The organism is Hymenobacter cellulosilyticus (genome assembly GCF_022919215.1).
Classification (GTDB): domain Bacteria; phylum Bacteroidota; class Bacteroidia; order Cytophagales; family Hymenobacteraceae; genus Hymenobacter; species Hymenobacter cellulosilyticus.
The window spans coordinates 2,408,574-2,421,001 of the sequence record NZ_CP095046.1 but is presented as its reverse complement, the minus strand read 5'-3'; the positions used below and the strand labels follow the sequence as shown (position 1 = coordinate 2,421,001).

Here is a 12,428-nt window from a genome sequence, read left to right as displayed (position 1 = left end):
CCAACAATGCTGGAGCGGGTTTTTTTGTATTTCAAATCCCGAAGCTAGTTCAGCTGATCCTGAATAACGGATACGGCTTCGCGCAGCGTGAGGTCTTTGCGCAGGGGCTTCACGAAGCGGGTAGCGCGGCTGTCGGCAGCCGAATCGGCAGGCGCAGCAGTAGCAGCCGAAGCCAGCAGCGGCGCTACTTCCAGCGTGGGCGCGGCCTGCTGGGTTTGCTTAAACTTCTCGGCGGCCGCATGGGCTTCCTGCTGCTCGGCCCGGTAGGCGGCCAGGTTCAGCGACACCTGGGTTACTTTCTGGCGCTTGGCCATGCCCTGTACGGCGTCGGTCAGCAGGCGGAAGGCCGAGCTGCCCGCCACGCGCTGCCGGCTGGCGGCAGCCAGCTTCTCTACATTAGGAGCTGCAGCCCAGGGCTTGAACTGAGCCGGCGTAATTTCGTCCCACTTCAGCGGGTAATCGGTGTCCTGCTCCCCATCGGCCAGGGCGCTGTAGGCATCCGGCACCGGAATGTCGGGCGTCACGCCCTTAAACTGCGTGGAGGAGCCCGTAACGCGGTAGTACTTCTGGATGGTCATCTTCAGGGACCCGAACGGCTTGAGGCTGGCTAGGGCGGGGCTCATGATGTCGTCCAGCTCAAAAATGCGCTGCACCGTGCCCTTACCGTAGGTGGTATTGCCCACGATTACGCCGCGCTTGTAGTCCTGGATGGCGCCGGCCAGAATTTCGGAGGCTGAGGCGCTGTACTTATTCACCAGCACGGCCAGCGGACCATCATACTGCACTTTGGGGTCGGGGTCACTGACGAGGTCGGCGGCGCCCTGCCGGCTTTTCACCTGTACCATGGGGCCGTTGGCCACGAACAAGCCCGCCATTTCGGCCGCGTCCTGGAGGGAGCCGCCGCCGTTGAAGCGCAAATCCAGCACCACACCCTGCACGTTTTCCTTCTTAAGCTTTTGCAGCTCCTTTTTCACGTCCTCGGCCGAGTTGCGGCCGCCGTTGTGGTTGAAGTCGGCGTAGAAGCTGGGTAGCAGGATGTAACCGATTTTCTTGCCACCGTCGTTGATAACGGCCGACTGGGCATAGGTTTCTTCCAGCACCACCACGTCGCGGATGATGGAAATAACCTTGGTGCTGGCGTCGGGCTTTTTCACGGTCAGGCGTACTTCCGTGCCCTTTTTGCCCCGAATCATCTGCACTACTTTGTCCATGCGCAGGCCTTCCACGGCCACGGGCTCGGCTGCGCCCTGGGCCACGCGCAGAATTACGTCGCCGGCCTTGAGCTCACCCTGCCGGTACGATGCCGAGCCGGGCACCAGGTAAGCCACTGTAATCTGCCCGTCTTTCTCGCTAAGCTGAGCGCCGGTGCCTTCGAGGCGGCCGGTCAGGGCCAGGTCGAAGTTGGTTTTATCCTTGGGGCAAAATACTCCGAGTGCGGGTCGAAGGTATTGGCTACGGTATTGGCAAACTCGGCCAGCCGGTCGGCCTCGTCGGTCTGGCGCAGGTCGCTGAAGAACTCGTCGTAATACTTCAGCACCTGCTTGCGGGCGTCGGCTTCGAGCTGGGCCGGAGTGCGCACCGCCGCCGAAATCGTGGCGTCGGAAGGCTTGGCCTTGGTGGCTGCCAGCGACTTGGTTTGCTGACGGCTTTGCTCGTCCATCAGCTCCGATACGCGCGTCATCGTCTGGTACTTGAGCAGACGGCGCCACCGGTCGCGGCGGGCGGCAGCATCGGCCGGGTACGCCACTTTTTCCGCATCCGTTTCGAAGGTTTCGGCGGCCGTAAACTCAAACGGCTGCTGAAGCAGCTCCCGGTACAGCACCTGGGCTTCCTGCACGCGCTGGTTGATTAGCTTGGTGCTCAAATCCAGAAACTCGTGCTTACCCTGCTTTATCTCGTCGTCGATGCTGGTTTCGTAGCGCTGCAGCTGCTTCACGTCGGGCTGTAGCAAAAACCGCTTGCTGCCGTCCAGGTGCTTCAGATACAGGGTATACACACGGCGGGAGAAGTCATTGTCAATCTGCTCGGGCTGCACGTGCGCCATGCCCAGGCCCTGGGCCACGGTGCCCAGCAGTACTTGTTTTTTCTGGGGCGGCAAGTCGTCGGTAGGACGCTGGGTAAAGCCACCGGTGGGAAACAGCAACAGCAGGCCCGGCAGCAGCGCCGAAAAGCCGAGAGAAGAGCGAAATGAAGCCATATGACTACGGACGAAGAAGATAAAAACAACGTAAATGCGGCCGGCAAGGACCGACGAAAAAAACCCGGCGGGGAAGCAATTACAAGCGCCTATGGTTCTGGCAGTGTTGGTAGTAAGACGCCGATTTGCCCGGCTAGTTGCATAACCCGGAGCCGCCGGTGAGTAGTTCAGTAACGGCTGCCGAATGACGCCTGGCTATGCCCACAATTCCGCATCTTTGTGCCAATAAAGCATTTTTAGACCGAATTGGGGCGACCGTATGATAACTTCATTATACCGGGGTGATGGGACAGTGTATGCTACTGTAGAACGAAATACAACCGATAACTGGATTCACGCCCGGTGGCTGGGCCGCCAAACGCTGGGCACGATTATGGATGGGGGCCTGACGTACGTAGATATGCTGCGCGCGGAGCCCTGCTCCCGCCTGCTCAATGACCACCGGGAACTGGTCGGCACCTTTACCGAGGCCAACGACTGGATTCAGCAGGTTTGGACCCCACTCATCATCTCGGCCGGCCTGCGCTCCTTTGCGCAGGTCGTGTCGCCGGATGTGTTTGGCCAGCTCTCTATTGAGGACCTGCAGTACCGCATTGCCGATCAGCTCGATATCCAGCTGTTCGACAGCCTGACTGCAGCCCAAGCCTGGCTGCGGACCCAGCCCTGATTTCCTTCTCCGATTTGCCTGCCGTATGACCGTCGCCGAGCTCCAAATCATCTGCCACACGCGCGCCGGCGTGAAAGAGGACCTCAAATCGGGCCATCACCTGTGCTTTTGCGTGGGTGAAAAGATGTTTCTGGTCACCTCGCCCGGCAGTTTTCCAGTGTCGGCCGCTTTTAAGGCTACGGCCGAGGAGTTTGAGGAGTTGATCAGCCAGCCCGGCTTTGCTTCGCACCGGCACCTGGGGCGCTACAAGTGGGTGTACCTGGACGATGTGCGCCGCCTCGACGCGGCGCAGTGGCGGCACTACATCGGCGAGTCGTACCAGCTGGCGCTGGCCAAGCTGCCGGCCAAAGTGCGGCGTCAGCTTAGCGCCTGACTTTGGCCGCTGATTGGGCTCTACCAGTCGTATTCCGGTAGTGGAGACAAAACGTCGGGCGGCTTCTGCGTATAGCCCAGCTCGACGTTTCCCGTTTCCGTATGCAGCTCTTCGTTTATTCGGCCCTCAGCGCGCCGGCCCGGGCCTTGCTCCTGGCCCACTTGCCCGCCGGCGTCCAGCCCGTTTTCCGCCTCGACTTGCCGCAGCCCGAGCAGCAGCTGGCCGCTTTTCAGGCCGCGGAAGTGGTACTGGGCAACGTGCCGCCGGCCTGGCTCACCGACCACTACCCGCCCGGCTGCAGTTCTGGCAAATCGACTCGGCCGGTTTCGAGCGGTACGCGGCCCTGCACCTGAACTGCCCCGTAGCCAACATGGGCGACTATTTTGCCTGGCCCTGCGCCGAAACCATTGTGGCGGGTATTCTAGCCCTGTACCGCCGCCTGCCGGAGCTGGCCGTACTGCAGCAGCAGCGCCGCTGGGTGGGCGCCCCGCTGCGGGCCGGGACCGGGCTATTGCGCCACAAGCAAGTCGTAATTCTGGGCGCCGGCGCCATCGGGCAAGCCGTGCGTGAGCAGCTCAGCGGCTTCCAGTGCACAGTGCAGCTGCTGGCCCGCACCAACCCGGAAGCCCAGCTCCATACCGTTGAGGAACTGCAAGCCGCGTTGCCGGCAACCGACATAGTTATTAACTGCCTGCCCGGTAGTGCCAACGGCTTTTTCTCGGCCGAGCTGGTAGCAGCTATGGCCCCCAGCAGCATTTATGCCAGCGTAGGCCGCGGCAACACTACCGACGAGCCGGCCCTTGTTGCCGCCTTACAAGCCGGCCGCATTGGCGGGGCCGTGCTCGATGTAACAGCGCAGGAGCCTCTGCCCGCCGATAGTCCGCTCTGGACCTTGCCTAATGTATTGCTCACCCAGCACACCGGCGGCGGCCAACCCCACGAAGACGAGGGCAAAGTAGAAATGCTGCTGCGCAACTTGAGCCACCTGCAAGCCGGTGAGCCCCTGGAAAATCTGGTGGAGCTGGGCCGCGGATACTAGCCGATATTTCCGCGTTTTATTTTCTGCCATGCCTCTCCTGCCCAGCACTGCATTTACTCAGCACTATTTCCCGGGCTTAGCCTTGAGCAGCGGCCTTTTCTACCGGTGGCCTAGTAGTATCCGGTTCGACTTGCAGGGTGCCGAGCCCATGTACCTGAAACCCGGCCATCCTGGTTACTCATCCAATAAGCAGCTGACCTACAATGAGCTGTACTTCCGGGAGGTAACCCACCGCGCCTCGACGCTATTCCACGCCGCCTTTTACCCAGACGACGAGGTTATGCTGTTGTATCAGAAATCAGCCTACAAAAGAGGCCGGATTAAAACCACTGATTTCCTTCTGCGGCAGCTTGGCATCAACAAGTCCGATGTCGTTTTCAAGAAAATAGCCAACCCGTATCAGGCCATCTGGCATTTGGGCTCATGGGTCAGAATGCATTTCGCTACTACGGCCTCTACAATTCCTGTGCGCCCTATTCTCGCGGCTATTGCCAATCAGGATTTTCGGGGCCGAAGCCCGGTTATCCACGGGGATGTATTTTTTCTGAACGTTAGCCGAGGCCTGATATTCCACATGTACGACGACCGGGGCCTTGATATACTAGCTACTGACCAAGCCACCTTGCAGCCGCTGTTTGATACCTACAACAGCTGGATACTGGACTACGACCGGGCGCGAATAGAACAAACCTTCGCTCCGGTCTAAGCCTGAGGAAAGGGGCTATTCGCGGGCTTACCGCCGTTGCCGTCATTTTTGTGCTGCCCTTTGTGGAATATGAGCCGGGTGGGCATCAGCCTGATGTCACGTTACAGCTTGCTATGAAATTTCTACTCCTCAGCTTTTGCCTGCTTGTGCAATGGTCTGCGCTGGCGCAATCGACCATAATATCAGGCCGGGTAGTCGATATCGGCAACGGCCAACCACTGCCGGGCGCTACCATTCTGCAGTTCAATACCGTCAATGGAGTTAGCTCGGATACCGACGGCAGCTTCTCGCTCACAGTGTCTGGCCGGCCGGATAGCGTTACCATCAGCGTAAGTTCAATTGGTTATACGAAGCAGCAGCGCCGGGTAGCGGCGGCCAGCAGCTCAGTTATTGCCCTCGTACCAAGCCAGGAAGTATTTTGTGAATTGCCCGTGTATTTCCGCTTCGAAGCCGGGCCGTTGTCTGGCCTGCGCTATACTCCACTTGGAGCAACGTTACAGGTGTTTGGCCAACGCTTTATTAACAAGCCTATCAACATCATAGGCAGCTACCAAACAAACCTCCGCCGCAATTACGCCACCACTGTCGGCGTGAGTCTGCCGCCAGTATGGATCCATAGACGCATTAGCACCTCTGAAATAGTAGAATATCAGCGGCTGCAGGCCCAACCGGCTAATCTTCGCTTCAGCAGCTTCCGGGCCACCGTTGGACTGGGAGTATACCGTATTGGAGGCGTGCTGGTGCCCAGCCTGCTAGTGGGAGCCGGTTATGCCACTTACCAGCCACTGCACCTCGACCAGGCAGCTACTGCGGGCTACGGCTACAGTATCGGTTTGCGTCGCTACTTTAATTATCCATTTTACACCTTAGTCCATGTGCAGGCTACACACTGGCCTGACTTCTGGCAGTTGCAAGGCAGCGCCAGCTGTTCCGTATTTGGCAAATTCTCTGCTGGCATTAGCTTCAATCAGCTCCGCTCCTATCAGGAGATTTCCCTCACGCTCACCCGGACATTTTATTAAGCGGAATCAGCCCCAAACAAAAAAGCCCGACCAGTTGGCCGGGCTTTTTTTAAGTAACGAGCCGCTGAATTACGCGCCGGCCTGGGTAATTACGTCCACGATTTCCTCGGAAATACCCGTGGTGCTGAAGCCGCCGTCGTGCATCAGGTTCTGCATAGTCACGTAGCGGGTCAGGTCCGAAAACAGGCTGATGCAGTAGTCGGCACAAGCTTCGGCCGGAGCATTGCCCAGGGGCGAGAGTTTGTCGGCGTAGTCGTAAAACGCGTTGAAGCCGCTGATGCCGGTGCCAGCCGTGGTTTTGGTCGGCGACTGGCTGATGGTGTTCACGCGCACTTTCTTGAGCTTGCCCAGGCGCTGCCCGTAGCTGCGGGCAATACTTTCAAGCACGGCCTTAGCCTGCGACATGTCGGTGTAGTCGAGGAAGGCACGCTGGGCGGCAATGTACGAAAGAGCCACGGCCGAGCCCCACTCGTTGAAGGCGTCCTGCTTCTCGGCTACGGCCAGCATCTTGTGAAACGACAAAGCCGACACATCCAGGGTCTTCTGGAACCACTCGTAGTTCAGCTCGCCGTAGTGCTTGCCCTTGCGGATGTTGGCGCTCATGCCAATGCTGTGCAGCACGAAGTCAAGCTTGCCGCCCAAGTGCTCCTGGGCACCCGAAAACAGCTTTTCCAGGTCTTCCATCGAGGTGGCATCGGCCGGAATGATAGGCGCGTTGCACTGCTCCGAAAGCTTGTTGATTTCGCCCATGCGCATGGCCAGTGGGGCGTTGGTCAGCACGAAGCGGGCTCCCTGCTCGTGCGCTTTCAGGGCTACTTTCCAGGCAATGGAATCCTCGTTGAGTGCGCCGGAGATGATGCCGACTTTGCCGGCGAGAAGGTTATTGGACATGGGTGAGTTGGTGAAATGGTGAAATGGAGAGCCGGAGCCTGCCGGTATTCTGGCACTGCTGGCACTTCACCGTCGCGTTGATTAGACGGCGGCAAGTTAGCTATTCACAACGCACAATTTCACCATTTCCCAACTTCGCCCTACGCCGCTACTATTTCGCCGCGCATAGCCAGCAGTTCGCGGGCACTCTGGAAGGCGTTTTCACTGGGCTTGGCCCCGGCAATCATGTGGGCAATTTCGCGCACCCGCTCCTCGGTGGTTAGCTCCCGGATGCGGCTCACGGTCCGGTCGGCCCGGTCTTCCTTGTACACGAAGTAGTGCGCGTCGCCGGCAGCGGCCATTTGCGGCAAGTGACTGATGGCCACGAGCTGGTGCTTTTTGGCCATCTGCTGCATCATCCGACCTACTTTCACAGCAATTTCGCCGGAAATACCGGTGTCAATTTCGTCGAATACGATGGTCGGCAAGGCCGTTTTGTCGGCTAGCATGTACTTGATGCACAGCATCAGACGGGAGAATTCACCACCCGATGCTGCCTTGCTCAAGGTCTGGGGCTGGGCACCTTTGTTGGCCGTAAACAGGATGCTGACCACGTCGATGCCGCTGGCGGCGGGCAGCCCGGTATTGTGCTGCACCACAATGCGGGAATGCGGCATACCCAGCTCGGCCAGCAGACCAGCCAGCTCCTTTTCGAACTTGGGGAAGGCCTTTTTACGGTTATCGGAAAGCTTGCTGCCCTGCCGCGTCACGGTGGCCAAAGCGCCCTCGGTGTCTTTGCGCAGGCGGGTGAGTTCCTTGTCCAGGTTTAACACCGAGCCAACTTTCTGACGCAGGTCGTTACGCACGGCAATAAGCTCGGGCACGTCGCGCACCTGGTGTTTGCGCTGCAGGTTGTAAAGTACGTTGAGGCGGCTCTGCAGCTCGTCAATGCGGGCCGGGTCGCCCTCGGTGCGCCGTTCGGTGGCTTCTACTTCGTCGGCAATGTCGTGGAGCTCAATCAGGCAGCTGTCGAGGCGCTCCTTGAGTACTTTGAACGAATCAGCATACGGGGAAATCTGCCCAAGCAATGTGGCGGCTTCCTTCATGCTGCCCGCGGCGCAATACTCACTCTCGCTCAAACTGTGCAGGGCCTGGGTTAGCTTGTACTTGATTTCCTCGGCGTGCTCCAGCTGCTTGATTTCCTGCTCTAACGCTTCCTGATCCTCGTCGTCGAGGCGGGCTTCTTCCAGCTCATTGAGCAAAAAGCTGTGGTAGTCCAGCTCCTTATTAGCCTGGGCAATCTGGTCTTCCACCATTTTCAGGTCGGCCTCCAGCTTGCGGTACTGCCGGTAGGCATTGCTGTAGTGAGCCCGCGTGGGCACTAAGCCCGCATATAAGTCGAGCAGGTTGAGTTGGAATACCGCGTCGCCGAGCAGCAGCGTGTCGTGCTGGGAGTGAATGTCCATCAGGTTCGCCCCGATGTTGCGCAGCGTCTCCAGCGTGACGGGCGTGTCGTTCACAAAGGCCCGCGACTTGCCCGACGGACTAATTTCGCGGCGCAGAATGCACTGGGCGTCGTAGTCCAGGTCCTCGGAGTCGAAAATATCCTGGAGCTGGTAGTTCGAAATATTGAACTGTCCTTCAATCACGCACTTACGCTGCGTATCGAAGAGCATCTTGGAGTCGGCCCGGTTGCCGAGCAGCAACCCAATAGCGCCGAGCATGATGGATTTACCGGCGCCGGTTTCGCCGGTAATGATATTGAGCAATGCGGAAGGCCGCAGCTCCAGTTGCTCAATCAGAGCGTAGTTCTGTATGCGAAGATCAACCAGCACGGTTTGGCAGTTTATTGGCAGGAAAAGAAACTGGCTCGGAACTGTCGGCGCCACTGCTGCTTAATCAACTTCCCCGCAGTGAGAAAGCCCAAAAGCCCGCTAACGACTCAAAAATCCCTTATTGCCCGTTATCAACTAATAAAATTAGTTGTTTTCCTCCATACAACAACCTTACGCCAAACAGTTTAGCAACTTGCGGCTCTATATTCAGGCAGCTCAATATTACGGCTGCCGCATGATTTTCTCGTACTTAGCCGAGTTGGTGGGGTCTACTTCCGTAAGCATGGTCACCACCTGCTGCTTCTGCTGGGGTCCTGAGCGGTGCGGAAGATGTTGGAAATTTCGTCCGACTTGGTGTCGAAGAAGGCGCGGGCCAGCAGCGTGCCCGGGCGACGGGTAGCGGCCTGCTGCACCCCTTGCAGGGCCGTTACCATACTGGCGCGGGCCTCGTCGGGCTTCTGGATAAAGATGTCAAGCCCTTGCCGGTAGTAGGCGTAAATGCCCGTGCGCATAGCTTCGAGCTGCGGGTCCTGCAGGTTGTTGAGCAGCCAATAGCGGTTGCGTGATTCCCCATCCTTCCAGGCCGGATCCGACTCGTTAGTCACGTTTTGGTTGGCCGCGTTGTTGAGAATGTTACGGGCCCGGTCGTAATAAGGCGAGCCGCCCAGCTTGGCGAAGCTGTCCTGATCCATACCGATAATCATGTAGGCATAGAAGCTCAGCAGCGACGACAGGTTAGACACAAACGTATTTTCCGAATAGTCAATCGGGTTCTGGGGCGAATAGTTGAAAGCCCAGCGCTTATCGGCAAACGACAGCAGGTTGGTTTCGTAGCTGGTGCCATACACCGGCCGCGTCGACACGATGCGGGCCGTGGCCTCGAAGGTGCCAGTCTGCGGAATGGCGGTAATACCGATGAAGATACGGCACCTAATGCGCTCCTCGGGGCGGTAGGTTTGATTGGTCCAGGAACGGGTGTTGAGAAACGCCTGGATATCGTTCTTCATCTGTAAAATCAGCTGCCGGTCGGAAACGTTGACGTTTTCCGTGGTGATCTGCACATCGGCCAGTAATTCCTGGGCCTGACTAGGGCGGGCCAGCAGAGTGAGCACAAACAGCAGCGGCAGCAGAATCTTACGCATTGTGAAGGGAAAGGCGGGCAAGAACGGTTCGGACAATATCGTGGGCCACGGCGGCCTTGGGCTTCAATTCAAAGATAGTCATTTGGCCCGCGGCATCCAGCAGCGTCACTTTGTTGGTATCGTGGCGGAAGCCGGCCCCCGGGTCGCGCAGGGAGTTGAGCACAATCAGGTCGAAATTCTTGCGCTGCAACTTGCCCCGGGCGTGGGCTTCCTCGTCATTGGTCTCCAACGCAAAACCTACGGAAAATTGTTCAGGCCGCTTAGTTTTGCCCAGCGTGCCGGCAATGTCCACGTTCTTGACCAGCTCCAGCGTGAGCGTGTCACCGTCCTTCTTGATCTTGTTCTGGGCCACGTCGCGCGGCCGGTAATCAGCTACGGCGGCGGCAAATACCCATACGTCGGCCGTGGTAGCAGCAGCAGCGGCAGCTTCGTACATCTCGGCCGCCGTTTGCACCCGTGTCGTCGTTATCAGCGCCTGGGTCGGGTTGGGCAAACTGGTGGGCCCGCTGATAAGCACTACCTGTGCGCCGGTTTCGGCAAAGGCTTCGGCCAGGGCATAACCCATTTTGCCGGTGCTGTGGTTGCCGATAAACCGTACCGGGTCGATGGGCTCATACGTAGGCCCGGCCGTGATTAAAACGCGCATAGGTTGACTTATCCGATAAGTAAAACGGCCGGTAAAAGGACGTCAGGCTACGACTGGCTGGTGAAAAACTGCTCCAGCTCCCGCACAATGTCTTCGGGCTCGAGCATGCGGCCGGGCCCCGACAGGCCACTGGCCAACTCCCCCACCGGCGACTCCAGCACGTGGTTGCCGAAGCTACGCAGCCGCTCAAAGTTGTGGGACACGGCCGGATGCACGTACATATCCAGGTCCATGGCCGGGGCCAGAAACACCGGGCAGCGGGCCGATAAGTAGACGGCGGCCAGCAGGTTAGGGCAGTGTCCATTGGCCAGCTGAGCCACGGTATTGGCGCTGGCCGGGGCAATAACCAAGGCGTCGGCCCAAAGGCCCAGCTCTACATGGTTGTGCCACTGGCCGGCGGCCTCATCACGCAAAAAGCCCGTCAAAACGGGCTTTTTGGAGAGCGTACCCAGCGTGAGGGGCGTGACAAAGGCCGCAGCCGAGGCCGTCAGAATGACTTGCACCTCGGCTCCGGCCTTTACCAGCAGCCGCACCAGCATGGCCGATTTGTACGCGGCAATGCTGCCGCATACACCCAGAATAATCTTGCGGCCTTGCAGCGGCATGAGCAGCTATTTATTCCGTAGGACGAGCCACGATGGGCAGGGCCTCTTCTTCCAAGGTGCGGAACGTTACTTTGCCTTCCAGAAACTCCTCAATGGCGAGGTTCGTCGGCTTGGGTAGACGCTCATAGTGCTTGGAAATTTCGATTTGCTCACGGTTTTCGAATACTTCCTCCAGGTTGTCGACCGTGGTAGCAAACTCGGCCAGCTTGCCGTTGAGCTCTTCCTTCAGCTTCACCGAAATCTGGTTGGCACGCTTCGAGATGATGGCAATCGACTCGTACACGTTGCCGGTTTCGTGGGTGAAGTCCGACATGTTGCGGGTCACGATGGAAGCAGAGACGTTGTTCGGAGTTTTCATATGATGAAGGCTATTTATGTGCAAAAAGGGGAAGTATTGTGCTAAGGGGTAAAATGGAAAAATGTTTTGCCTGGCCAGACATGCCAGTAAACATTTTTCACCTCAGCGCGGGCAATTTACTTAGCAGCCGTATCGGCCGGTTTGATCTTGGCAATTTCCTCGCGGGATTTGCTGTACATGGTTTCGGCAGTCTTCAGGTTGCGGCTCTGCGGGTAGTTGTCGATAAAGTTCTGGTAGAACGCCAGGACCTCCAAGTACCGCTCACGCTGCTTCTCCGGCACACTTTCATGGGCTAGATCGTACTGGGCACTCAGCTTCAGGAAAGCTGCTTCCTCATTGAAGGCTGAAGCCGGGTACTGCTGCTGAAACGAGGTAAACGCCGTTACGGCCGACTGGTAGTAGCGGATGTTGTAATAAAGCTTGGCGCTTTGAAACGCCTTGTTTTCCAGCTTTTTCTGCAGTTCCTGCGACATATTCTCGGCTTCGGGCCGGAACTGGCTGCTAGCGTAGCGGTTCAAAAAGTCCTGAATCGACTCTAAGGCCGAGTAGGTATTGGTCTGGTCCAGCTCAAATTCGGGCGAGTCGCGGAACAAGGATTTGGCGTGCAGAAAGTTGGCTTCCTCGGCGTACTGCGAGTTGGGGTAGGTATCGGCAAACGAGCGAAAGTAGTAGGCGCTCAGCACGTAGTTGCGCTGCCGGTAGTTGGTATTGGCGAAGTAGAACTGGGCTTTTTCAGCCTCCGGGCGGCCTTTCAGCAGCGGAATCAGGTCTTCCAGCAGGGTGCCGGCCTTGAAGAAGTCGCCTTTATCGTAGTACTGCACGGCGGCCTCGTACTTCTTGTTGACGTCGCCGCTCTTGAGCAGCTTTTGGTAGCCGGAGCACGAGCCGAGCAGCAACGCACTCAGTAGCAGAACAAAGAAGGTAGGGCGAAAAGAGAGCATAAGGAGGACAAAGGTAACGGATTGCGA

At 58.1% G+C, this 12,428-nt stretch carries 15 protein-coding genes; 6 read left to right on the top strand and 9 right to left on the bottom strand.

Annotation, left to right across the window (positions count from 1 at the left end):
* Positions 1 to 44 precede the first annotated feature (44 nt).
* Together MUN79_RS11760 and MUN79_RS11755 are read right to left on the bottom strand one after the other, a co-directional pair.
* Positions 45 to 1,388, bottom strand: a complete 1,344-nt coding sequence (locus MUN79_RS11760; protein ID WP_244678315.1) for a carboxy terminal-processing peptidase — start codon at positions 1,386 to 1,388, stop codon at positions 45 to 47.
* Positions 1,385 to 2,197, bottom strand: a complete 813-nt coding sequence (locus tag MUN79_RS11755; protein ID WP_244677826.1) for a hypothetical protein — start codon at positions 2,195 to 2,197, stop codon at positions 1,385 to 1,387. Before MUN79_RS11755 ends, MUN79_RS11760 begins: the two co-directional genes overlap by 4 nt.
* 292 nt (positions 2,198 to 2,489) lie before the next feature.
* Here MUN79_RS11755 and MUN79_RS11750 point away from each other — a divergent pair, with 292 nt between their 5' ends.
* From MUN79_RS11750 to MUN79_RS11730, 6 genes are all read left to right on the top strand, one after another.
* On the top strand, positions 2,490 to 2,864 hold the full coding sequence (locus MUN79_RS11750) for a hypothetical protein (RefSeq protein WP_244677825.1): 375 nt from the start codon (positions 2,490 to 2,492) through the stop codon (positions 2,862 to 2,864).
* 25 nt (positions 2,865 to 2,889) lie between these two features.
* Positions 2,890 to 3,237, top strand: a complete 348-nt coding sequence (locus MUN79_RS11745) for an MmcQ/YjbR family DNA-binding protein (RefSeq protein WP_244677824.1) — start codon at positions 2,890 to 2,892, stop codon at positions 3,235 to 3,237.
* Positions 3,238 to 3,338: 101 nt separating this feature from the next.
* On the top strand, positions 3,339 to 3,590 hold the full coding sequence (locus MUN79_RS30925) for a hypothetical protein (protein WP_311136723.1): 252 nt from the start codon (positions 3,339 to 3,341) through the stop codon (positions 3,588 to 3,590).
* Between the two features lie 17 nt (positions 3,591 to 3,607).
* Positions 3,608 to 4,276 (top strand): NAD(P)-dependent oxidoreductase, encoded by a 669-nt coding sequence (locus MUN79_RS11740; RefSeq protein WP_311136722.1) that lies wholly within the window; start codon positions 3,608 to 3,610, stop codon positions 4,274 to 4,276.
* A 28-nt stretch (positions 4,277 to 4,304) separates the two neighbouring features.
* Positions 4,305 to 4,982: a DUF3885 domain-containing protein gene (locus tag MUN79_RS11735; RefSeq protein WP_244677823.1), complete on the top strand. Its 678-nt coding sequence runs from the start codon at positions 4,305 to 4,307 to the stop codon at positions 4,980 to 4,982.
* Positions 4,983 to 5,032: 50 nt separating this feature from the next.
* Positions 5,033 to 6,004, top strand: a complete 972-nt coding sequence (locus MUN79_RS11730) for a carboxypeptidase-like regulatory domain-containing protein (protein WP_244677822.1) — start codon at positions 5,033 to 5,035, stop codon at positions 6,002 to 6,004.
* A 69-nt stretch (positions 6,005 to 6,073) separates the two neighbouring features.
* On the opposite strand, the gene MUN79_RS11725 is transcribed toward MUN79_RS11730, so the two are convergent.
* From MUN79_RS11725 to MUN79_RS11695, 7 genes are all read right to left on the bottom strand, one after another.
* Positions 6,074 to 6,895 (bottom strand): enoyl-ACP reductase FabI, encoded by an 822-nt coding sequence (locus MUN79_RS11725; protein ID WP_244677821.1) that lies wholly within the window; start codon positions 6,893 to 6,895, stop codon positions 6,074 to 6,076.
* 140 nt (positions 6,896 to 7,035) lie between these two features.
* Positions 7,036 to 8,709, bottom strand: a complete 1,674-nt coding sequence (gene recN, locus MUN79_RS11720; protein ID WP_244677820.1) for a DNA repair protein RecN — start codon at positions 8,707 to 8,709, stop codon at positions 7,036 to 7,038.
* 287 nt (positions 8,710 to 8,996) lie between these two features.
* Entirely contained in the window at positions 8,997 to 9,851 is an 855-nt protein-coding gene (porD, locus tag MUN79_RS11715) for a type IX secretion system protein PorD (RefSeq protein WP_244677819.1), read from the bottom strand.
* Positions 9,844 to 10,497 carry a phosphopantothenoylcysteine decarboxylase domain-containing protein gene (locus MUN79_RS11710; RefSeq protein WP_244677818.1) on the bottom strand — a complete coding sequence of 218 codons (654 nt, stop codon included), beginning with the start codon at positions 10,495 to 10,497 and terminating at the stop codon, positions 9,844 to 9,846. The genes porD and MUN79_RS11710 overlap by 8 nt, the downstream gene beginning before the upstream one ends.
* A 47-nt stretch (positions 10,498 to 10,544) precedes the next feature.
* Positions 10,545 to 11,102 carry a flavoprotein gene (locus MUN79_RS11705; RefSeq protein ID WP_244677817.1) on the bottom strand — a complete coding sequence of 186 codons (558 nt, stop codon included), beginning with the start codon at positions 11,100 to 11,102 and terminating at the stop codon, positions 10,545 to 10,547.
* 10 nt (positions 11,103 to 11,112) lie between these two features.
* Positions 11,113 to 11,460: a DNA-directed RNA polymerase subunit omega gene (locus MUN79_RS11700; RefSeq protein ID WP_226189145.1), complete on the bottom strand. Its 348-nt coding sequence runs from the start codon at positions 11,458 to 11,460 to the stop codon at positions 11,113 to 11,115.
* Positions 11,461 to 11,576: 116 nt separating this feature from the next.
* A complete protein-coding gene (locus tag MUN79_RS11695; RefSeq protein ID WP_244677816.1) occupies positions 11,577 to 12,401 on the bottom strand; it encodes an outer membrane protein assembly factor BamD in 825 nt (274 codons plus the stop codon).
* Positions 12,402 to 12,428: the final 27 nt, after the last annotated feature.

Coding starts and splice junctions, on each gene's coding strand:
- MUN79_RS11725 (WP_244677821.1), bottom strand. CDS start 6,895: ATGTCCAATAACCTTCTCGCCGGCAAAGTCGGCATCATCTCCGGCGCA.
- MUN79_RS11740 (WP_311136722.1), top strand. CDS start 3,608: ATGGGCGACTATTTTGCCTGGCCCTGCGCCGAAACCATTGTGGCGGGT.
- MUN79_RS11705 (WP_244677817.1), bottom strand. CDS start 11,102: ATGCCGCTGCAAGGCCGCAAGATTATTCTGGGTGTATGCGGCAGCATT.
- MUN79_RS30925 (WP_311136723.1), top strand. CDS start 3,339: ATGCAGCTCTTCGTTTATTCGGCCCTCAGCGCGCCGGCCCGGGCCTTG.
- MUN79_RS11710 (WP_244677818.1), bottom strand. CDS start 10,497: ATGCGCGTTTTAATCACGGCCGGGCCTACGTATGAGCCCATCGACCCG.
- MUN79_RS11695 (WP_244677816.1), bottom strand. CDS start 12,401: ATGCTCTCTTTTCGCCCTACCTTCTTTGTTCTGCTACTGAGTGCGTTG.
- MUN79_RS11735 (WP_244677823.1), top strand. CDS start 4,305: ATGCCTCTCCTGCCCAGCACTGCATTTACTCAGCACTATTTCCCGGGC.
- MUN79_RS11700 (WP_226189145.1), bottom strand. CDS start 11,460: ATGAAAACTCCGAACAACGTCTCTGCTTCCATCGTGACCCGCAACATG.
- MUN79_RS11745 (WP_244677824.1), top strand. CDS start 2,890: ATGACCGTCGCCGAGCTCCAAATCATCTGCCACACGCGCGCCGGCGTG.
- porD (WP_244677819.1), bottom strand. CDS start 9,851: ATGCGTAAGATTCTGCTGCCGCTGCTGTTTGTGCTCACTCTGCTGGCC.
- MUN79_RS11755 (WP_244677826.1), bottom strand. CDS start 2,197: ATGGCTTCATTTCGCTCTTCTCTCGGCTTTTCGGCGCTGCTGCCGGGC.